Below are 19,653 nucleotides of genomic sequence, written 5' to 3'. Positions count from 1 at the left end.
CGTTGTCCTGTATTTAAATTAGTAACGGCGGCAAATGGCAAAAAGCGCGTCGAGTTTTTCTTCGCTTTTCGCGCCGGGTGCGGTTTCTACACCTGAATTTACATCAATAGCACCACAGCCGGTTGCAATAGCATCTGCAACGTTCTGGGCGTTAATACCGCCAGCAAGCACTAACTTTTGCTTAGCGTCGATAGCATTTAACAGCTGCCAGTTGAACGCTTCGCCTGTACCACCTTTTGCATCGCCTACTTGGCAATCCAGAAGAACGCGGCTCACAAGGCTATTATTTAAATGACTGTCCACTGCGCCTAGTAGTGCGTCAGAAGAGCTTGCTTTAACACCTTCGACTTTCCAAATTTCACAACCTTCTGGAAGCTTGGCAGCAAGCGCTGAAATGTAAGCTTCATCTTCGCTGCCGTGAAGCTGTACGGCAAAAAGGTTAAGCGAGGCGGCGAGTGAAGCCACTTCATCAATGTCGTGATTAACGAACACACCAACAAAAGCACCGTCAACGCTCTGCGTTATGGTCAAAGCCTGTGCTTCGCTCACACAGCGTGGCGATTTTTCGGCGAAGATAAGCCCGCCAAAGCTTGCGCCTTTATCAAACGCCATTTGTGCTTGTTCGGGGCTGGTAAGCCCGCACACTTTAACTGCGCCATTCACTAACGTTTTCACAGCGCGCGGTAGGTCAGACTCTGCCATTAACGCACTGCCCACCAAAAAGCCTTGGGACACAGGCGCTAAACGAAGCACGTCTTGGTGTGTGTATATGCCCGACTCTGAAATAACCACGTAGTCATGCGTGGCTTTTTCAAGCATAGGCACAAGGTGTTCGGTGGTCGCTAAATCGGTAGAAAGGTCGCGTAAATTGCGGTTGTTGATACCAATAATATTGGCTTCAAGGGCAATGGCACGTTCCATCTCCTCTTCATTGCTCACTTCGGTAAGAATATCCAATGACAGAGCATTGGCAACGCTTGCCAATTCGCGATACTCATCATCATTTAGCACACTTAGCATTAATAGTACTGCATCGGCATTGTAGTGACGGGCTAAATACACTTGATAGTTATCAACGAAGAAATCTTTATTAAGCACAGGCTGAGCAACGCGCCCAGTGACATAAGCTAAGTACTCAAATTTACCTTGGAAATACTTCTCGTCTGTCAGCACAGAAATACCGGCAGCATAGGGCGTGTAAGCAGCTAAGATCTCGTCTAAATCGAAGTGCTCTCGAATAAGACCTTTTGAAGGCGATGCTTTTTTACATTCGAAGATAAAGCCTGCGTTTGGCTCACTAAGCGCCGCAAATAAACTCTTTTCCGAAGGAACTAGGTTCGCCTTGAAGCTTTCTAGCGGCAGTGCTTCTTTGCGTGCGGCCACTTCTTCTCGTTTGTCTGCAACAATTTTCTCAAGCACATTAGCCATTCGTGCTTACCTCCTGAGTAATTTTGGCAACCTTCGTTAACAGCTGCATGGGCAACCCCTCGGCCATTGCGTTCATCGCCATTTCGGCTCCTTCTTTGAACGTTGAGGCTTTGCCCGTTACTGTCAACAGTGCCCCGCAGTTCATAGCAATAGCGGCACGGTGCGCCTCTTTGCCTTCGCCGTTTAGCGCTGCTTCAACAAATTGTCGGTTTTCTTCAGGTTCACCGCCCTCAATCGCCGAAAGAGGATAATGAGGTAAACCGAAGTCTTCAGCTGTAACGGTAAGCTTGCGAATATCGCCATGCTCAAGGTCGTAAATCATTGATTCGCCGTGAAGCGCCAGTTCATCCAAGCCATCGCCATGCACTATCATTGCGCGGTGTTGGCCAAGCAGCATAAGGGTTTTTGCGTAAGGTTCAAGCAGTTCAGGAGAGTATACGCCGAAAACGCCATGAGTTGGACCCGCCGGGTTTGCCAGCGGCCCCAGTATATTAAATAAGGTTCTGGTCTTCATCGCAGCGCGCACGGGGGCTGCGTGGCGCATGCCCGCGTGATAAACCGGCGCAAAAAGAAATGTGAAATTTGCTTCATCTAAGCACTTGCGGGATGTTTCTGGGCTTATTTCTAAATTAAGACCAAACTGGCGAAATAAATCAGCAGAGCCAGACTTACTCGATACACTGCGATTACCGTGTTTCGCCACCTTCACGCCACAAGATGCGGCAACTACACCGGCTGCACTGGAAATATTAATGGTGTTGTGGCCATCTCCGCCTGTACCAACGATATCTGCAAACTCATAAGACGGTGTGGGAAAGGGCAGTGCATTGGCAACCATGGCACTCGCCGCACCCGCAATTTCGCTGGGAGATTCTTTTTTCATTTTCAGCGCAGTCAGCACTGAAGCAATCATCACCTCGCTTTGCTCACCGTGCATGATGCTGTTAAACAAGCTGTATGCCTCGGTTTGCGACAGTGATTCTCGCAACATAATTTGTTCTAGTAGAGGGCCTGCGTTAAGCATGGTTCGCTCCCTGTAACGTTAAATAGTCAATACTTTGCTTTAACAGCAAACTGCCGTGGGCTGTTAAAATAGATTCTGGGTGAAATTGGAAACCCAACATGCGATCTTCGCTATTGTAAACTGCCATTACGGCCTCACTGCCGTCATCGTTTATTGTAGATGCGCAAACAGTAAGGTTTTCAGGCAATGAATGTGCCACTAAAGAGTGGTAGCGTGCTACATGTAAGGGCTGCTGTAAGCCTTTGAACATAGCGTCTTCAGAATGAGTAATAGCAGAAGACTTGCCGTGCATAACTTGGCTGGCGCGACCTACGGTGCCGCCGTAATGCTCAACAATAGCTTGATGGCCTAAACAAATACCAATTACGGGGAACACACCGTGTACTTTTTCAAGTAGCTCAGGCATACAGCCAGCTTCACTTGGTGCGCCTGGGCCTGGCGACAGCATAAGAAGTACTGGGCCTTTCGTTGCTTGTTCCTGCATTCTTTCAAACAGAGCATTTGCTGAAACCGTGTTGCGATAGACCTTAATGTCTAGGTTTAAGGTACGCAGTTCGTCCACAAGGTTGTAGGTAAATGAGTCTACATTGTCGAGCAAAAATAGGGTGGTCACTTGCTGATTCATGCGTTGCCTCCTACATTTAATGCAACGTTGATACTTTCAGCTTCTTCTTGTAGCGCTGCTTTTACTGCACCAATTACCGCTTGTGCCTTAGCGCGGGTTTCATCAGCTTCAGCTTGTGGAACCGAGTCATATACTACACCTGCACCCGCTTGAATATAAGCCGTGCCGTTTTTCACAAACGCTGAGCGAATGACTATACAAGTGTCCATATCGCCTTGACCATTCAAGTAGCCAACCGCGCCGCCATAACTGCCGCGGCGTTTTTTCTCTACTTCGCGAATTAACGTCGCTGCGCTTACTTTTGGTGCGCCAACTAGGGTGCCCATATTCATGCAGGCCTGATAAGCGTGCAGTGGATCTAAGTCGTCACGTAGCTGGCCAACCACGCGCGACACCAAGTGCATCACGTGAGAGTAACGGTCGACTTTAAGCAAATCTTTCACATAGCGCGTACCTGGGCGACTCACCTTTGCCACATCGTTTCGAGCAAGGTCAACCAGCATAATGTGCTCAGACTTTTCTTTGGTGTCTTCGCGAAGGTTAAGCTCAATACGGCTGTCTAAATCTCTGTCGATACTGCCATCAGGGCGCTTGCCACGTGGACGGGTACCGGCAATAGGGTAGATTTCTACCTGATTGCTTTCTCTTTCGTATTTAAGCGCTGATTCAGGAGAGGCGCCAAATATGCTGAAAGCGGCATCTTGCATGTAAAACATGTAAGGGCTTGGGTTTGATTCTTTAAGTTTAGCGTAAGCAAGTAGTGGCGACGGACAGGGGAGAGAGAATGTGCGCGAGGGCACAACCTGAAAAATGTCGCCAGCTAAAATGTGCTGTTTTAAGTCCAGCACATGGTTGCAAAACTGTTCATCACTTAAATTAACACTCACTTCAACGCTTGGGTCAAAAGAAGAAAGTGACTGTCCGTTTCCGGTTTCGTTTGAGTTTTCTGAGTCGGAAACGAGTGACTGTCCGCTTTGTGCTTCACTTTCTACATCAGCAATCTTTGCTGTATTTGCACCTACTAGCACTGGCTCAGCGGGCATATCGTGTAGCTGCTGATGAATTGCTTCTAAGCGCTGAGCAATGGCAAAGTATTGCTGGGCAACGTCTTGTCCACTAAAAACACTGCCAATTAAATGTGTCTCGCGGGTTTGGTGGTCAACGGTAATTAAGGTCTCTGCCAAGTAAAACACAAAGTCTGGGCAGTCATTTTCACCTTCAGCAACATCGGGTAATTTTTCAAAGCCTGCTAGCATGTCGTAGGCAAATACACCGCCTAAGAAAACCGCATGGGGATGTTGGCGAATTGGCGTTATCTTATTGATAACAATGCGAAGCGCGTCCATTACGCTTGCGGCCTTTAAGCGGCTGTCTTCGTCAAGTTCACCGTCGGCTTCATCACACACCAACGTAATTGAAGTGTCTGTCCTTTCTTTGATGTGTAGGCCGTCAGGGGCGTGGTCAACAAATAAAGGTAACACTGAAGCGCCGTTGCCTGTCAGTGCTTTCACTTCAACGCGGTTGCCGCGGCATTCCATGCGCAGGGCTGCGTCAACCATTAGCAAGCTTTGTAAATCGTCTTTTGAATCAATTTCTGCCGATTCTAAAAGCAGCGCGTTGCTTTTACTTCCACATAGGTGGGCAAACGCAGCAAGTGGGTCGTCTACGTAGTGCCCCACTTGCTCAATTGTCTCTACCTTACCTGGGGACATCCCCAGTTCCGCTAAACTCATTTTTGCTACTCTCCAACTGCAAAAAGATAAAAAAAAGGCCCGTATAAACGGGCCTTTATGTGTATTCATTCACGCACTACAGTGCACACCGCCCGTTAAGTTAGGGAGTGCCACCACCAAGCTGCAACTGTCATTACTGTCGAAATATTGTATGAATGCATGAATTACTCGTTGTTTTTCCAAACTTCAATAGGATTTGAAGCCGTTAGTACGTATACTTTGTGTGTATAGAAGAAAACAAATTGCCCTTTGTGTCAACCTAAAATTTGCATAAGACATTGAAAATAGATCTACACAGCCACACAAAATTCTCTGACGGCCACTTAACACCAGAAGAATTAATCCTTCGCGCGCACACTATGCAGGTGGATGCGCTTGCCGTCACCGACCACGATACCGTTGCCGGTTTGGAAGAAGCTCACGCTACCCAATCGAAGCAAAAACGTGCATTAACCATTATTGATGGTGTTGAAATTTCCACCACTTGGCACAGTTTCGATATTCATATAGTTGGATTAAATGTGGACAGACACTGCCCAACGTTTCTTGAACGGTTAAAAGGCCAGTCTCAAACCCGTGAAGCCCGGGCTGAAAAAATTGCAGATAAGCTGGAAAAGTGTGGGTTTGAAGGTGTTTTAGCGCGTGCAAAAGCGCTAGCGGGCGTTGGTCAAGTAACGCGGGCTCACTTTGCGCGAGTATTGGTAAATAATTACGGTGTGCCCAGTATGGACGCCGCGTTTAAAAAGTATTTAGGAAAAGGCAAACGCGCGGCAGTTAAAGCTGAGTGGCCAAGCATTGAAACGGCTATTAAGTGGATCCACGATGCTGGTGGACAAGCCGTACTGGCTCATCCTGCTCATTATGACATGACAGCGAAGTGGCTGCGGCGTTTGGTGGCCGTGTTTGAACAAGCCGGTGGCGATGCCATTGAAACCGCATTTCCAGGTATCAATAAAACCAAACAGGAGCTTATAAACGAGCTCGCGCAAACCCATCAGTTGTTGGCATCTGCGGGTTCTGATTTTCACTTTCCGTCTCGTTGGACGGAGTTGGGTAAGAATCTCGGCATTAGCAGTAAGCTCACACCCGTATGGCATAATTGGAAACAGTTTGAAGGGCAGATGGCTGAGGGCTAAGAAAATCTAATTTTCTTCGCTCTCGGTATAAATGTGTGACGTAAGGCAAATGGTCCGCGTGCGGTTGATGAGTGCTCTCGCTAATTAATATGCCGAAATTTGGTTAGTAAAAACGAAATAGCGAGATTAACCAGCGAGCTTAACAAGTGGACAGTCACTTATCCCGTTTGGCAAAGTAGATGCCTAACAAGTGGACAGAAATTTACCCTGTTGGCAAAGTAGTATCATCGAACTGTGCTAGCAAGAAAAGGAAGTATTTATGAGTCAATTTTTCTATGTGCACCCCGACAACCCGCAAAAGCGCCTAATTAGTCAGGCTTGTGAGTTAATTCGAGAGGGGGCTGTAGTGGTGTATCCGACAGACTCAGGCTACGCCATAGGCTGCCAAATGGAAGACAAAAAGGCGCTTGAGCAGCTATGTCGTATTCGTCAAATCGATAAAGACCACAACTTTACCTTAATGTGTCGAGACATGTCTGAGCTATCGATTTACGCAAAGGTAGACAACACGGCGTTCAGACAAATTAAAAACAACACTCCAGGGCGTTACACCTTCGTGCTGAAAGCGACCCGCGAAGTTCCAAAGCGTTTACAAAACCCTAAACGTAAAACCATAGGTATTCGGGTGCCCGATAACGCCATTGCATTAGCGTTATTGGAAGAGCTGGGCGAGCCGTTGATGTCTACGTCTTTGATTTTGCCAGGTAACACCATGGCCGAATCAGACCCGGATGTCATTCGCGACAACTTAGAAAAGCAAGTAGGGCTTATCATTCACGGTGGTTACATTGGTGAGCAGCCCACAACCGTGGTTGATTTGTCGGAAGACACGCCAGTCATTGTGCGTCATGGCACGGGCGATCCGTCTCCCTTTGAGTAACTTTTGTTAGGCTGGATTTTCAATAGATTCTTTTAAATAGCTTCTTTTGCTAGTTGCAGGTGAAAGTTATTTAAGGTTTCCGTAAGCTAAGTATCTGAGGTTTGTTGCTCTTTGATGTAAAGCAAAGCTTAACAAGCCGTCGCGTGAACGCGTAAATAATAATATTAATAATTGCCGCTTTGTTAGCGCGTAAAAACGGTTGTGGAACTGTGTCAGAACTTGTTGAAGAAAATAAAAACGACAATGAGGCCCCTGTTGAGAAGGGGCTTTCGACACCTGTTCAACAGCCGTTGCCACTTGCGTTTATTAATGGCGAAGCGTTAATTGAAAAACCTGAAGATCTTTTCATTCCCCCCGATGCGCTAGAAGTCATATTAGAAACCTTCGAAGGGCCTCTCGACTTACTGCTTTATCTGATTAGAAAACAAAAGTTTGATATCACTACATTGCCTATCGCTGATGTGACCAAGCAGTATATGGAGTATGTGGATGCCATGATGTCGCTAAAATTAGAGTTGGCGGCAGAGTACTTGCTGATGGCAGCCATATTGGCAGAAATTAAGTCTAGGCTTCTACTACCTAAACGCAGTGACGATTCCGACGAAGAAGAAGACCCTCGCGCAGAGCTTATTCGCCGATTAAAAGAATACGAGCTAGTAAAGCAAGCGGCAGAAGATTTAGATATTCAGCCTAGGCTTGAACGGGATATTTTCACCACTCACGTTGAACTAAGTGAGAATGTGGCGCCAATTCGCATTGAGCCCGATGTGTCTTTAGCCGAAATTGTATTGGCGTTCAGTGCAGCCATGAAGCGCGCTGAAGCGTTTGAACACCATACTATTGAACGGGAAGCGCTGAGTACGCGAGAGCGCATGTCGCTCATATTGTCATTGCTCACAACATCAGAATATACGCCGCTTGAACGCCTATTTACAGTTGAAGAAGGTAAAGCTGGCGTAGTGGTTAGCTTCTTGGCAATTTTGGAATTAGTAAAAGAACAGCTAATTTTATGCATTCAGGCAGGTCCTTATGCAAAAATTCATGTAAAATTAGGTGCCCATGAAGAAAATTAACACGGCGCAGCTTAAACAATTGGTTGAGGCAGCAATATTTGTCGCTGACAAACCTATTTCAAAGCAGCGTTTAAAAGAAACGGTACTCAATGAGTTCACCGTTGCTGATAGAACCTTGAGTAAGGTGATTAACGAGCTAAAGTTAGACTATCAGCCAAGAGGCATTCAACTGGTGGAAGTAGCAAGTGGCTATCGCTTTCAGTCGTTAGATGCGTTAAGCCCGTGGTTAAGCAAATTGTGGCAGGAAAATGCGCCAAAGTATTCTAGAGCAATGCTCGAAACCTTGGCACTCATTGCCTATCGACAACCTATAACCCGCGGTGAAATAGAGCAGGTAAGGGGCGTGGCGGTAAGCAGTAATATTATAAAGACACTCACAGAACGAGACTGGGTAAAGGTAGTGGGCCACAAAGAAGTGCCTGGGCGACCAGCACTTTATGCAACTACCAAAGGCTTCTTAGACTATTTTTCGATGACGTCGCTGAGCGATTTGCCCAATGCTGATGCTTTCGAAAACATGGCTGAAAGCGTCGCGTCAGACTCGCCGCTTAAGGTGTTAAATGAGGCACCGTCAGAATAGACCGTGCGACCGTAAACAAGCAATTAAAGAGTGAAAACCCATGACTGAAAAGTTGCAAAAAGTACTGGCTAACCAAGGGCTAGGCTCGCGACGAGAAATGGAACGTTGGATTGAAGAAGGCCGAGTATCGGTCGATGGCACCAAAGCGACATTAGGAGATAGAGTTGATCACACTGCACAAATTCGTGTTGATGGTCATTTGCTATCTCGTCAAACAGAACAGCCAATCTGCCGCGTGTTAATGTACAACAAACCCGAAGGTGAATTATGTAGCCGCCACGACCCTGAAGGTCGCGATACGGTATTTGACCGTCTTCCCGCCATTCGATTAGGGCGTTGGATCACCGTTGGTCGTCTAGACATGAACACCAGTGGCCTACTGTTATTCACTAACGATGGTGAATTGGCAAACCGCCTAATGCACCCAAAATGTGAAGTAGAACGCGAGTACGCAGTGCGTGTATTCGGTGAAGTGACGGGCAAAACCCTTAATACCCTTCAAAAAGGTGTAGAGCTGGAAGACGGTGAAGCAAAGTTCCTGACAATTTCAGGTGCGCCTACGCCGCAGCATGCTGAAGATGAAAGCATGAACCGTTGGTACAACGTGACGTTGAAAGAAGGGCGTAACCGCGAAGTGCGTCGTCTTTGGGAGTCGCAAGGCGTGCAGGTTAGCCGCTTGATCCGTGTTAAGTATGGCCCAATTGAACTGCAAAAGCGTCTACCGCAAGGTGCGTGGGTAGAATTAGGGTTAGAAGACGTGAATGCGCTTCGTAGCCATGTTCAATTACCGGATGAAACGCAAACTATGGTTAATGTACGCCAGGGTAAACTTGACCACGCGCGATTAAGTCGCATGCGTCGCTCGGTTAAAAAACATAAAGTGCGTAAGCAACAAGGCTTGAACAAGCGAGCTGGGCGTCCCGCCAAACGCAAGTAATACCAATTTATCCATCACGTGTAAGTGAAGACTCAAAGCCGCAAGCGCACGCTAGCGGCTTTTTTTATTTCAGTGGCGAGTGTCTTTCAAAGTAATCGCATGGTTCATCCCCAGTCCAATTTTGATTTCAGTCACGCTGATTGCGATCTTCTTTCTAAGCGATGGCGTAGCAAAGTGTGAACCTGCTACGTCAAGTAGTGTAAGACCAACGCGGAAAAGGAGAGAGTAATGAAAGATATGCCTCAGTTAGGAATGGGAACGTTTCGATTGAAAGGGGACGAGGCCCGTGAGTCAGTCAGTAAGGCGCTAGAGGTTGGTTTCAGACACATTGATACCGCACAATTTTATGACAACGAAGCACAAGTTGGCGACGCCATAAAAACCAGCGGACTGGATAGAAGCGAGCTGTTTGTCACCACCAAGGTGTGGCACGAGTCATTGGGCGATGCCCATTTTATTCCAAGTGTTCACGAAAGCCTAGAAAAGCTGAAGCAAGAAAATGTTGATTTGCTTCTTATCCATTGGCCATATCCAGGCAATGATGTTTCACTAGAAAGTTACTTAGGCAATCTTGCGAAGGCTAAAGAGCAAGGGCTTACTCGTCATATTGGGGTATCTAATTTCACTATTGATTTGTTAGAGAAGGCCGAAAAGGTTCTCGGTAAAGGCGAGATTTATACCAACCAGATTGAAATTCATCCTTTCATGCAAAACAAGAAGGTTGTTGAGGCGTGTAAGGAAAAAGGCATAAAAGCTACTGCATATATGCCATTTGCTGTAGGGAAAGTAATGAAGGACGAAACTTTATTACGAATAGCGCAAAACCACGATGCGACGCCAGCGCAAGTTGTTCTGGCGTGGATGGAGAAGCGCCGCATTTATGCAATCCCTTCATCAACCAGTAAAGTACATTTGGCGGAGAATTTAGCTTATGGTGGTGTACATTTAACTGATTCAGAGCTCGCGCTTATTGATGATCTTGATAACGGCGACCGAATTGTAAACCCAGATTTTGCGCCCAATTGGGATTAGGGTTTAGCAGGGCTGATATTCTGTTAGGGTATATCGAGGCTAGCGTTAAGTTTACTAGCCTTGTTTTTTTCCTGTAGTACTCAATATAGGTTAAACGGCCGCCTTGATGGTTCTATCTGCGGCTTTGAAATACTCTGATTTCAGGAAATAAATTTGATTCAGCAAATGAGGTTAATGGAGAAATTGTTGAAAGAGACCTTGTTCAGAAAAAAACGTCATTTACAAAAGCCCTCATTTATAAAAGCACCGGCTAGATCGTTAAACGCTTTGCTCACCTGGCTCTATCTCTTTAATCACTTTGGCGGGGTTACCACCTATAACCAAGTTATTACCGAAAGACTTGGTCACTACCGCGCCAGAGGCCACAACCACATTGTCTCCCAGCGTCACACCCGGGTTTATGACCGCCATACCACCAATCCAGCAGTTGTCGCCAATAGTAATGGGCTTGGCGAACTCTATGCCAGTTGCCCTTTGTACAGGATCTAATGGGTGCGTAGCTGTGTACAAACCAACTTGAGGTGCAATCATGCAGTTGTCACCTATCGCGACCTTCGCTGCGTCTAAAATGACACAATTGAAGTTAGCGAAAAAATTCTCGCCTACGTGGATATTTTCGCCGTAATCGCATTTGAATGAAGACTCGATGTAAAGCCTTTTTCCAGTGCTACCAAACAGCTCTTTTAGTAATCTTGTACGCTTTTTATGGTCGCTTTGAGAAGTTGCGTTGAGGTCGTCTAATTGCATGCGGCATTGCTTTCGCAACGCCGTTAACGCTTTGTCTGTCGGGAAGTATAAATCGCCAGCAAGCATTTTTTCTTGTTCAGTCATGTCATTCCGAAACGTTAGGCTTAGATATTCGAGCCGATACGTTACTGCGCACCACCGTAGCTTACAACGACTTTTTGCTTTAGCTCGTCACTTTCAATGTCTAAGTTCACAGGGCGGTGCAAAACAATGTTGCCGCCCACAGTCACCGAGGCACTAATCGACAGGGTAGGTTTGTTATCTGATTTATTACCCCAAGAGTTCTCACTTTCCTTATATACGATATCGCCTAAAATGTGAGACGAGCCAGTTAAAGTAATATCGCCGTTGAGCGTTTTGATATGTTTCTCAATGCTTGTATCAATGACTGTTATATCTCCATTCACTGTTTCAACGCTACCGCCAATTGTACTTTGTGTAGGAAGCGTAACATTTCCATTCACGGTCTCTACGCCCTTAAGCACACTGAGGTGTGAAGCTGCGATGACATCGCCATTTACAATTTCGATATTTCGGACAGACACATGGCTACCCATTTCAATATTGCCGTTAACGATGCTGACTTCATCCGCACCGCCGTGGTCGCTAATTTCCACATTGCCATTAATAGAAGAAATATCACCCGCGTGCTTCCCTTCAGCTATGTCAATATTGCCTAGAATAGAACTGAAATCACTGCCTTCTAATGCACTAGCGTTGCCAACATGAATAACGCAGCCGGTAAGTAATGAGGCTGATAGCAGCATAGCTGCACTGGCAATAATAGACTTTTTCATATTCTTATATCCTTGATTGTTTTTATAAATACTTAATAACACGCTTTAACGGTATTGATACCAAACACAAATTTTTTTGTGTATTTATAAAGTACGCATCACATATCATGCCACTCTTGAAAAGTATTTTAAATCAGAAGGTTAGTGTGATATGCCAAAGGGGGGGAGACTAACTCAATGGCGTAATGATAAATTTTATAGTTTCATCTGCCACTAGATGGCGAATTTGACCACTCTGGACCACATGGCCCGAAGCTCAGAAAGGCAGAAGGGGACAGACACTCGCTTAAAGAAATTAAATAAATGGACAGACACCCAATGTGAATAGATATTTTTTTGGTTACAAGCTGCTTTTTGAGTGTGTGTCCAACGAGTACAGGTAAGATTTTAGCCTATGTGAGTGTCTGTCCTTGAATTGTATTTGGCCACAAGCTGCTTTTTTGAGTGTGTGTCCAAGAAGTACAGGTAGCAATTTGAGTGTGTGTCCAACGAGTACAGGTAAGATTTTAGCCTATGTGAGTGTCTGTCCAACGAGTACAGGCAAGGTTTTAACCTATGCGAGTGTCTGTCCTCGAATTTCGAGTGTCTGTCCTCGAATTTTAATAGTATGTTGGTATACGTGGTTTTTACTTTTTAGTGAGGTTAGGTGGCGATGATAAAGATTTATCACAACCCAGAGTGTGGCACGTCTAGGAATGTACTGGCGGTGATCAAGGCCGCTGGGTATGAGGTGCAGGTTATTGAGTATTTACGTGTTGGGTGGGAACGTGAACAACTAACTTATTTATTGAATGCAGCTAACCTTAACCCTCGACAAGCGCTTCGCACAACAAAGTCGCCTGCTGCTGAATTAGGGTTACTTGATGAAACAGTGAGTAACGAAATCATCTTTGAATTGATGCTGGAACATCCCGTTTTAGTGAATAGGCCTATTGTTTGCATTCCCGAAGGTGAACACGAAAAAGCAGTTTCTTTACCTCTTGGGAGAGTTGAAGGTAATTCCTATTCGAATAACGCGAAAGAAACAGTGAAATTATGCCGGCCAAGTGAAGCTGTACTGGATATTTTGCCTGTATGGCCACAAGGCCCTTTTGCTAAAGAAGACGGCTCACCACTTATAGACCAAGATGGTAAACGAGTAATTTAAACGGAGTAGTTTATGCAGGACAAGTACACGCAATTGAATAAGGCTAAAAGGCTTGCATTGGCCTGTTTGATTTTTGCCGCAAGTGTATTTGTTTTAACGGTTTTACTTCCCAAGTTTTATCCAAACTTGCAAGGAGTATGGTGGTTGGGGCTTATTAAGATGGCTAGTGAGGCGGCGCTCATCGGTGGTCTAGCTGATTGGTTTGCAGTGACGGCATTATTTAAGCCAATTCCAGCGAAGTACCCCATTCCGCACACCAATATCGTGGCTAGTAACAAGTCTGTTATTGCTAATAACCTGTCATTGTTCGTTAAGGAAAAGTTCTTTCATCCTGAAGCAATAGAGAAGCTAATTCGGGACAGCGACCCTGCAAAGGGCGCGGGAAGGTGGTTGTCACAAGATAGAAACGCTACCCGTTTAAGTCGCTTTCTATGCGATGCTTTTGCAGGCGTTCTTCGCGTGCTCGATGACAAACCTGTGAAAACGTTTATCGCTAAAACCGCACAGAAGGGCATTAACCAACTTGATCTTAGGCAATTGATGGCAACCTCGTTAAGCGCCGTTACGAAAGAGCGCCAGCATCAGGTAGTGCTTGATAGGGTGTTAGGGAAATTGGCCTCACTGCTTGCAGAGCCAGAAACCCAAATCTACATAGCAGATACGTTAGTAGTCTGGCTAAAAAACGAATACAGTCGTATTGAAAAGCTATTGCCGTCTAGTTGGCTAAGCGAGCAGGGGGCACTCATTGCTGTTAAAGCGGTTTCAAGTATTTTGGAAGATGTATACGAAGATGAGCATCACCCCATTCGCCATGCATTTGATGAGCAAGTACACGAATTCCTCTACGAACTACAGCACAGCCCGTTAATGGAGAAAAAGGTAAACAGCTATCGGGAAAAAATTATTAATGACCCAGCGTTAAACGCGTATGTTCAGCAATCATGGGCCAAGTTTCATCAATGGCTTTTAACGTCTCTTGAACAGCAAAATGGTAAAGCGGAAACAAAGGTGTCGAGCCTTTTAAACGATTTGGGTACCACGTTAACGCAAGACAGTGAGCTAGCAAAAGCGTTCAATAAACACATTGGAGAAGCGGCTAAATATATGGCGCCTGAGTTGGCTGAATTTCTAACCCGTCACATACGCGACACCATCAATAGCTGGGATGAGCGTGAGATGGCGGAGCAGGTGGAACTCAATATTGGTCGCGACCTTCAAAAAGTTCGCATAAACGGCACGATTGTAGGCGCGTTGATAGGTGCGATATTGTTTGGCATAGAGGCACTGCTTGGCCTCTAGTCATTTATTTAAGCAAGTCGCATTAGCTGGTGTGGGTATTAATAGCTTAAGTGTCGCTGTTAATCAGCGCTAAAACGCAAACTATAAAGCAACCATTTCAACGCTTTGTATTGGCAACAAATCTTAAAAAGTCTACTTCGCCGTTAGTGCAAATACCAAATTATCAGCGTCTACCTTGCCTTTCAAACCGCCTTCAAGCACCGAGCGCTCTAATCTTTGAATGTTGTAGTCCACTGAATAAAGAGCGTCAACGGTTTTTTCGTTTACGCTAAATGGAGGGCCGGCCATTTCATTCTGGTCATACTCGAATGAAATGATTAGCAGAGGGGCGCATTGAGTAATAGCAATTAGGTGTGCAGCGTATTGCTCGCGAAGGGGACTGGGCAATGCAACTAAAGCTGCTCTATCGTAGACCCCCGAAACATTGCCTAAGTCGCTTGATGTAAGTTTAAAGATATCACCTACGTAAATGGTTAAACCGTCTTTAGCGTAAATTTTACCGTTGGAAGTAGTGGTAACGGTAGGCTCTACACCTAGCTCTTCAAACAGCTGTATAATAGCCACTTCGCTTAGCTCAGCACCAACCACTTCACAACCTTGAGCCAGTAACCAACCAATATCACGGGTCTTTCCACATAGTGGTACAAAAATGCGCTTTAAAGATGTGCTAGGACTATCGTCGCCAAACAGAAAAGACGCATACTTTACTAAAAGTGCATTCCCTTCAGGTTCGTGAAATCCAATCTCGTTCTTTTGCCATTTACTGTGCCAAAAACTATGTTCCATATAAACCTCAAGTAGGTAAGCGATATATCTCTAAAAAAACAGACGTTTTTATGAAGGGTATTAGAAACAAAAAAGGTAGCGAGAAACGCTACCTTTTAGACAAAATTAGTTATCAAGCGGTGTATTGAAGTCTTCAGATAACTCGAAGTCACCTTCAACCGTTGTCACTTTGTTGTCTACAAAGTTAATCACCATTTGCTTTTGAAAATCTTCACCACGCTTTTTCATACCGCGTTTCATATCGTAAACGTAGTACCAAGTGTCATCGTCGAATGAGTCTTGAACAACAGGGTTACCTAGTACATAAATAACTTGTTCTTTTGTCATTCCAACGCGCAGCTTTTCCACATCTCTTTGATCAAGGAAGTTTCCTTGAGGAACGTCGATTCGATAAATCCAGTTCGAGCAAGCGGTTGATGTTAGTGTGATACCAAGAATTACTAATAGGTGTTGCAACTTCATGCGTTAATTTGTCCAGTATTGCCTTTGTTAGTGTCAATGAACTTCGCTAAAGCGAATTTCGAGACTGTTTTATTGCAAGCGCGAAAGCATGCTACATTGACAACTATGACCAATCAACTGCATTTTAGTTCGATGCTGCGCTTTTAAGCAGTTCTTTTGCATTCGCTAGCGCCGATTTGGTTACTTTATCACCGGCTAATAGTCTTGCAAGCTCATCGATCCTGTCTTGCTTAGTCAGCGCCAACATCTGGGTTTCAGTACTTTCCCCGTCGGTAAGCTTGGTAACAAACAATTGATTATGTGCCTGTGCCGCTACTTGAGGTAGATGGGTAACACACATTACTTGCGATTGTTTACCTAATTTACGTAAAAGCCCGCCAACGATTGATGCTGTTGGGCCGCTAATGCCCGTATCGACTTCATCGAAAATCATAGTAGGGGTAGCGTGATGGCCGCTCGCGATAACCTGAATAGCCAGTCCTATACGAGAAAGTTCACCACCTGATACGACTTTTTCTAATTTGTCTGCATCTTGACCAGGGTTGGTAGACACTTTAAATTCTACGGTATCTAGACCTGTGCTCACCAGCTTCTTAAGTTCGTCGTATTGAATCTGAATATCCACTTTTGCGTGGGGCATATTCATTTGGCGAATTTGCACTTCAATATCTTCGCTTAGCTTACCAGCAGCACGTTGCCTGCTCTCAGAAAGCGCTTTGGTCGCGGTTAAATACGTTGCTCGTGCTTCTTCTACTTCGCCTTCAAGCGTACCTAACAGTGTTTCCTGTTCCGATAAAGCATTGAATTCGGCGGCTAGCTCTTGGTGATGCTGATAAAGTCCTTCTGGCATCACAGTATGTTTACGGGCAAGTTCCATCGCCTTCGCATAGCGCGCCTCAACTTGCTGTAAGCGAAGTGGATCGATCTCTAAGTGGTCGCAGTAGCTACGTAGCTCTCCTGCCGCTTCTTCTACTTGAATTGCTGCATCATTAAGCATTGCAATGATTGGCGTTAAACTAGCGTCGTGCGCCTCTAATTCGCCTAAACGTTCAATACTGCTTTGTATAACTGACAGTGCGTTGCCTTCATCGCTTTCATATAAATTGTATACGCTGGTCTGTGCTTGCTCTAAAAGGCTTTGCCCGTTACTCAGGCGTTTGTGCTCTATTTCTAACTCTTCAAATTCACCCTCTTCAATGGCGAATTCATCAAGTTCTTGAACCTGATAAGTTAACAGCTGAATTCTGTCTTCACGCTGCTGGGCTTGTTCTTGAAGCGCCTTTAACGTGCGCTGTTTATCGCGCCAAAGAGAGTAGGTTTCTCTCACTTGCGCTAACAGTTCTTCGTGCTTTGCGTAACCATCAACTAATTCCCTTTGATGGTCTTCTTTCAGCAACTGTAGGTGGGTATTTTGACCGTGAATAGCCAACAAAAACTGGCCTAAGCCTTTAAGCTGCTGAAGTGAAGCGGGAATACCGTTGATAAAAGCTTTTGAACGGCCTTCTTTTGAAATAACTCTGCGAATAAAGCAGCTATTTTCATCTTCGTCTGAGGTGAGCTCGTGTTCGTCGAGAAAGGCTTTAGCTAATGTATTTCCGTTTAAAGAAAAGTGAGCAATGATCTCTGCTTTTGAACTACCTTTTCGCACCGCATTGGCATCAGCGCGCTCGCCTAAGCACAAGCTTAAAGCATCAATAGCAATGGATTTACCTGCACCGGTTTCACCGGTTATAGCAGTTAAGCCGTTTTCCAGTTGAACTGATAATTGTTTTACAACAGCAAAATTAGAAATAGAAAGATGCGCTAACATAACCACACTCGAAAAAGTTGAACATGATGATATATACAGTAACTGATAATATATACAGTATTTTTGTTGTGTAAAGTTAAGTCGCAAAATATTTATCTAAAAATAACTGGTGTCGATAATAAATTACATGAAATCAATTGCATAGATTTTTTATTGTAAAGGTGAGTTATGAGTAACCTATATTTGCATTCGACTTGGAGGGGTAATTTAAAGAGGCTGTGTAGGTTGAAAGTACAGTAGTGAAGTGCTCCTATGATAGTAAATCGAATTCTTGAATATATGCTGAGTAGTTTGCCGTTCTAATTACCTTTGGTTTTAGTTAGACAAACAGTAAAGAGGAGAGCCGAAGCTCTCCCTAACATTACAACTCTAATCTATTGCAGATAGTTCGGATTGCAATCTGCAAACACATTAGTCATATTCTATTGCTGCAGCTCGCCGCTACCAGATTCAATGTGCGCACGCACGAACCATTGGAACTGTTCTAAATCGGCTAGTTGACCGGTAACCATATCTTCCGATACTGGGTCAATCTCACCTAAGAGCTCAAGCGCTTTTCTATGGTCACCGTTTACACCATCATACACTGCATCCAGCGCTTTAAGGTGGTCAAGTACTAAGCCTTTACCCAGCTCATAATCGCTCCAGCTGCGACCTTCAACAATGGCTTTAGGCGTGCCTTTTGGTACGCCACCTAATGTTGCGATACGTTCGGCAATGGTGTCGGTCATTTCGCGTACCGCATCTACCTGCGGATCCAACATCTCATGCACACCGATAAAATTCGGGCCTACTACATTCCAATGAATGTGTTTCAGCGTTAACTGTAAATCTAATAGTGCAACCAATCGCTGATCCAATACCTTAATTGTTTTGGCAGCTGCATCGTTATCCATTCCAGGGGCTGTAAATTTGATATTGGTGTTACTCATGATATCTCCTATTGAATGCAAACAAGTCAGCGAGATGCGAAACATCATTTAGGCCAAATAACAAAGGCCTTGTGCTGACGACTTGTTGTAATAGGTGCAACAGGTATGCCGAAATCTTATATTTCTATAAGTCTTGGTTTTCGTTGAGGAAATTAGAGAAGATTAAAAAATCTTTATTTTTCAATCCTGTAGCGAATAAGAAAATGCTACAGGCTTATGTAATAAATGCACGTGTAACTAACTAAATGGAGCAGGTTGGGTTAATAAAGTTTACTACCCCAACCTAACTTTTTACGAAGTACATTGAAGTAACTGTAGCCTTTGGGGTGAACAAGATAGAGCTTGTCTACGCTCTTGCTTATGCGAATTTCATCGCCAGGTAGTACGGGCAGAACAATATGGCTATCGCAACTCACTTGTAACGAGTCACTGTTTACCTTTGATACTTTCATCGATACCTGACTGTCAGCATCAACAACAATTGGCCGGCTGCTCAGAGTGTGAGGAAACATGGGGACTAACGTAAGCGCATCTAGCTTAGGCATTATAATAGGGCCGCCTGCTGATAGAGAGTAAGCCGTTGAACCTGTGGGTGTGGCCACTATTAACCCGTCACTGCGCTGGCTGAATACAAATTGCTCATCGATATAAATTTCAAATTCCATCATATGGGCAACTTTACCGTGGTGAAGCACCACTTCGTTTACAGCAGAGTTGTTACTTTTAAGCTTTTCGTGTCGATAAACTTCTACTTCAAGTAAGAAGCGCTCTTCTACCACGCATTCACCGTTAAAGATAAGGTCAAGTTGTTGAACAATATCATCGGGGTGGATATCTGTTAAAAAGCCGAGGTTCCCTCGGTTTACGCCGACAACATGAATGTCAAAACGAGCAAGCACACGCGCAGCACCAAGCATACTGCCGTCACCGCCTACCACAACGGCAAGGTCAGCCTCTTTGCCAATAGTGACAAGGTTACAGCTTTTAAAGTTCTCGGTTTCAAGCTCTTCAGCAATACTTTCTTCAACCAATAATTTACAGCCTTTTGCCAATAAATATTCGGCAAGAATGTTCAGGCTGTCGTGAGTTGCAGCGTGCTGAGGTTTTCCAATTAAAGCAACGGTTTGATAGGGCATGGAATGCTAATGTCCTTTCATTTCCAATGGTTGGACATTAGCACAGGTTTTTTGCAAAAGAAAAGCGTAAAACGCTACACAACAAAAGG

Annotated in this window: 19 protein-coding genes; 8 read left to right on the top strand and 11 right to left on the bottom strand. The window is 44.9% G+C overall.

What is annotated here, in order from left to right; genetic code table 11:
* Positions 1–18: 18 nt before the first annotated feature.
* The 4 genes from trpCF to V7R42_RS02395 are packed head-to-tail and all read right to left on the bottom strand — an operon-like array spanning position 19 to position 4,810.
* A complete protein-coding gene (gene trpCF / locus V7R42_RS02410; RefSeq protein WP_334018647.1) occupies positions 19–1,428 on the bottom strand; it encodes a bifunctional indole-3-glycerol-phosphate synthase TrpC/phosphoribosylanthranilate isomerase TrpF in 1,410 nt (469 codons plus the stop codon).
* Positions 1,421–2,452, bottom strand: coding sequence for an anthranilate phosphoribosyltransferase (gene trpD / locus V7R42_RS02405; protein WP_334018646.1), 1,032 nt, complete (start codon positions 2,450–2,452; stop codon positions 1,421–1,423). The genes trpCF and trpD overlap by 8 nt, the downstream gene beginning before the upstream one ends.
* On the bottom strand, positions 2,445–3,077 hold the full coding sequence (locus V7R42_RS02400; RefSeq protein WP_334018644.1) for an aminodeoxychorismate/anthranilate synthase component II: 633 nt from the start codon (positions 3,075–3,077) through the stop codon (positions 2,445–2,447). Before V7R42_RS02400 ends, trpD begins: the two co-directional genes overlap by 8 nt.
* The gene (locus V7R42_RS02395) at positions 3,074–4,810 is read right to left on the bottom strand and encodes an anthranilate synthase component 1 (protein WP_334018643.1); all 1,737 of its coding nucleotides are present in this window, start codon (positions 4,808–4,810) and stop codon (positions 3,074–3,076) included. Before V7R42_RS02395 ends, V7R42_RS02400 begins: the two co-directional genes overlap by 4 nt.
* A 278-nt stretch (positions 4,811–5,088) precedes the next feature.
* Here V7R42_RS02395 and V7R42_RS02390 point away from each other — a divergent pair, with 278 nt between their 5' ends.
* From V7R42_RS02390 to dkgB, 6 genes are all read left to right on the top strand, one after another.
* Positions 5,089–5,946 (top strand): PHP domain-containing protein, encoded by an 858-nt coding sequence (locus V7R42_RS02390; protein WP_334018642.1) that lies wholly within the window; start codon positions 5,089–5,091, stop codon positions 5,944–5,946.
* Between the two features lie 259 nt (positions 5,947–6,205).
* Complete coding sequence (locus V7R42_RS02385) at positions 6,206–6,826, top strand: L-threonylcarbamoyladenylate synthase (RefSeq protein ID WP_014948946.1); 621 nt, start codon at positions 6,206–6,208, stop codon at positions 6,824–6,826.
* Between the two features lie 209 nt (positions 6,827–7,035).
* On the top strand, positions 7,036–7,899 hold the full coding sequence (locus tag V7R42_RS02380) for a segregation and condensation protein A (protein WP_334018641.1): 864 nt from the start codon (positions 7,036–7,038) through the stop codon (positions 7,897–7,899).
* Positions 7,886–8,479: an SMC-Scp complex subunit ScpB gene (scpB, locus tag V7R42_RS02375; RefSeq protein WP_334018640.1), complete on the top strand. Its 594-nt coding sequence runs from the start codon at positions 7,886–7,888 to the stop codon at positions 8,477–8,479. The genes V7R42_RS02380 and scpB overlap by 14 nt, the downstream gene beginning before the upstream one ends.
* Before the next feature lie 40 nt (positions 8,480–8,519).
* The gene (gene rluB, locus V7R42_RS02370) at positions 8,520–9,416 is read left to right on the top strand and encodes a 23S rRNA pseudouridine(2605) synthase RluB (protein WP_334018639.1); all 897 of its coding nucleotides are present in this window, start codon (positions 8,520–8,522) and stop codon (positions 9,414–9,416) included.
* Between the two features lie 228 nt (positions 9,417–9,644).
* Complete coding sequence (gene dkgB, locus V7R42_RS02365; protein WP_334018638.1) at positions 9,645–10,448, top strand: 2,5-didehydrogluconate reductase DkgB; 804 nt, start codon at positions 9,645–9,647, stop codon at positions 10,446–10,448.
* Between the two features lie 258 nt (positions 10,449–10,706).
* Here dkgB and V7R42_RS02360 read toward each other — a convergent pair whose 3' ends face one another.
* Positions 10,707–11,279, bottom strand: coding sequence for a sugar O-acetyltransferase (locus V7R42_RS02360; protein WP_334018636.1), 573 nt, complete (start codon positions 11,277–11,279; stop codon positions 10,707–10,709).
* A 41-nt stretch (positions 11,280–11,320) separates the two neighbouring features.
* Positions 11,321–11,992 (bottom strand): hypothetical protein, encoded by a 672-nt coding sequence (locus V7R42_RS02355; protein ID WP_334018635.1) that lies wholly within the window; start codon positions 11,990–11,992, stop codon positions 11,321–11,323.
* 652 nt (positions 11,993–12,644) lie between these two features.
* Between V7R42_RS02355 and V7R42_RS02350 the strand changes: the two genes are divergently transcribed.
* Entirely contained in the window at positions 12,645–13,139 is a 495-nt protein-coding gene (locus V7R42_RS02350) for an arsenate reductase family protein (RefSeq protein ID WP_334018633.1), read from the top strand.
* 12 nt (positions 13,140–13,151) lie between these two features.
* Positions 13,152–14,438, top strand: a complete 1,287-nt coding sequence (locus V7R42_RS02345) for a DUF445 domain-containing protein (RefSeq protein WP_334018632.1) — start codon at positions 13,152–13,154, stop codon at positions 14,436–14,438.
* Between the two features lie 132 nt (positions 14,439–14,570).
* On the opposite strand, the gene tmpT is transcribed toward V7R42_RS02345, so the two are convergent.
* The 5 genes from tmpT to nadK all read right to left on the bottom strand — a co-directional run bounded on the left by tmpT (position 14,571) and on the right by nadK (position 19,564).
* The gene (gene tmpT, locus V7R42_RS02340) at positions 14,571–15,224 is read right to left on the bottom strand and encodes a thiopurine S-methyltransferase (protein WP_334018631.1); all 654 of its coding nucleotides are present in this window, start codon (positions 15,222–15,224) and stop codon (positions 14,571–14,573) included.
* Between the two features lie 105 nt (positions 15,225–15,329).
* Positions 15,330–15,686 carry an outer membrane protein assembly factor BamE gene (locus V7R42_RS02335; protein ID WP_012517879.1) on the bottom strand — a complete coding sequence of 119 codons (357 nt, stop codon included), beginning with the start codon at positions 15,684–15,686 and terminating at the stop codon, positions 15,330–15,332.
* Between the two features lie 124 nt (positions 15,687–15,810).
* Positions 15,811–17,496, bottom strand: coding sequence for a DNA repair protein RecN (gene recN / locus V7R42_RS02330; protein WP_334018630.1), 1,686 nt, complete (start codon positions 17,494–17,496; stop codon positions 15,811–15,813).
* Positions 17,497–17,918: 422 nt separating this feature from the next.
* Positions 17,919–18,428 (bottom strand): DNA starvation/stationary phase protection protein Dps, encoded by a 510-nt coding sequence (gene dps, locus V7R42_RS02325; RefSeq protein ID WP_334018629.1) that lies wholly within the window; start codon positions 18,426–18,428, stop codon positions 17,919–17,921.
* Positions 18,429–18,688: 260 nt separating this feature from the next.
* Positions 18,689–19,564, bottom strand: coding sequence for an NAD(+) kinase (gene nadK, locus V7R42_RS02320; protein WP_334018628.1), 876 nt, complete (start codon positions 19,562–19,564; stop codon positions 18,689–18,691).
* Between the last annotated feature and the right edge of the window lie 89 nt (positions 19,565–19,653).

The organism is Alteromonas sp. S015 (assembly GCF_036864485.1).
Taxonomy (GTDB): Bacteria; Pseudomonadota; Gammaproteobacteria; order Enterobacterales; family Alteromonadaceae; genus Alteromonas.
This window is presented reverse-complemented; position numbering and strand designations above follow the sequence as displayed.

Excerpts from the sequence above, each read along its gene's own strand:
- trpCF (WP_334018647.1), bottom strand. The coding sequence starts at position 1,428 with ATGGCTAATGTGCTTGAGAAAATTGTTGCAGACAAACGAGAAGAAGTG.
- trpD (WP_334018646.1), bottom strand. The coding sequence starts at position 2,452 with ATGCTTAACGCAGGCCCTCTACTAGAACAAATTATGTTGCGAGAATCA.
- V7R42_RS02400 (WP_334018644.1), bottom strand. The coding sequence starts at position 3,077 with ATGAATCAGCAAGTGACCACCCTATTTTTGCTCGACAATGTAGACTCA.
- V7R42_RS02395 (WP_334018643.1), bottom strand. The coding sequence starts at position 4,810 with ATGAGTTTAGCGGAACTGGGGATGTCCCCAGGTAAGGTAGAGACAATT.
- V7R42_RS02385 (WP_014948946.1), top strand. The coding sequence starts at position 6,206 with ATGAGTCAATTTTTCTATGTGCACCCCGACAACCCGCAAAAGCGCCTA.
- scpB (WP_334018640.1), top strand. The coding sequence starts at position 7,886 with ATGAAGAAAATTAACACGGCGCAGCTTAAACAATTGGTTGAGGCAGCA.
- rluB (WP_334018639.1), top strand. The coding sequence starts at position 8,520 with ATGACTGAAAAGTTGCAAAAAGTACTGGCTAACCAAGGGCTAGGCTCG.
- dkgB (WP_334018638.1), top strand. The coding sequence starts at position 9,645 with ATGAAAGATATGCCTCAGTTAGGAATGGGAACGTTTCGATTGAAAGGG.
- V7R42_RS02360 (WP_334018636.1), bottom strand. The coding sequence starts at position 11,279 with ATGACTGAACAAGAAAAAATGCTTGCTGGCGATTTATACTTCCCGACA.
- V7R42_RS02355 (WP_334018635.1), bottom strand. The coding sequence starts at position 11,992 with ATGAAAAAGTCTATTATTGCCAGTGCAGCTATGCTGCTATCAGCCTCA.
- V7R42_RS02350 (WP_334018633.1), top strand. The coding sequence starts at position 12,645 with ATGATAAAGATTTATCACAACCCAGAGTGTGGCACGTCTAGGAATGTA.
- V7R42_RS02345 (WP_334018632.1), top strand. The coding sequence starts at position 13,152 with ATGCAGGACAAGTACACGCAATTGAATAAGGCTAAAAGGCTTGCATTG.
- tmpT (WP_334018631.1), bottom strand. The coding sequence starts at position 15,224 with ATGGAACATAGTTTTTGGCACAGTAAATGGCAAAAGAACGAGATTGGA.
- V7R42_RS02335 (WP_012517879.1), bottom strand. The coding sequence starts at position 15,686 with ATGAAGTTGCAACACCTATTAGTAATTCTTGGTATCACACTAACATCA.
- recN (WP_334018630.1), bottom strand. The coding sequence starts at position 17,496 with ATGTTAGCGCATCTTTCTATTTCTAATTTTGCTGTTGTAAAACAATTA.
- dps (WP_334018629.1), bottom strand. The coding sequence starts at position 18,428 with ATGAGTAACACCAATATCAAATTTACAGCCCCTGGAATGGATAACGAT.
- nadK (WP_334018628.1), bottom strand. The coding sequence starts at position 19,564 with ATGCCCTATCAAACCGTTGCTTTAATTGGAAAACCTCAGCACGCTGCA.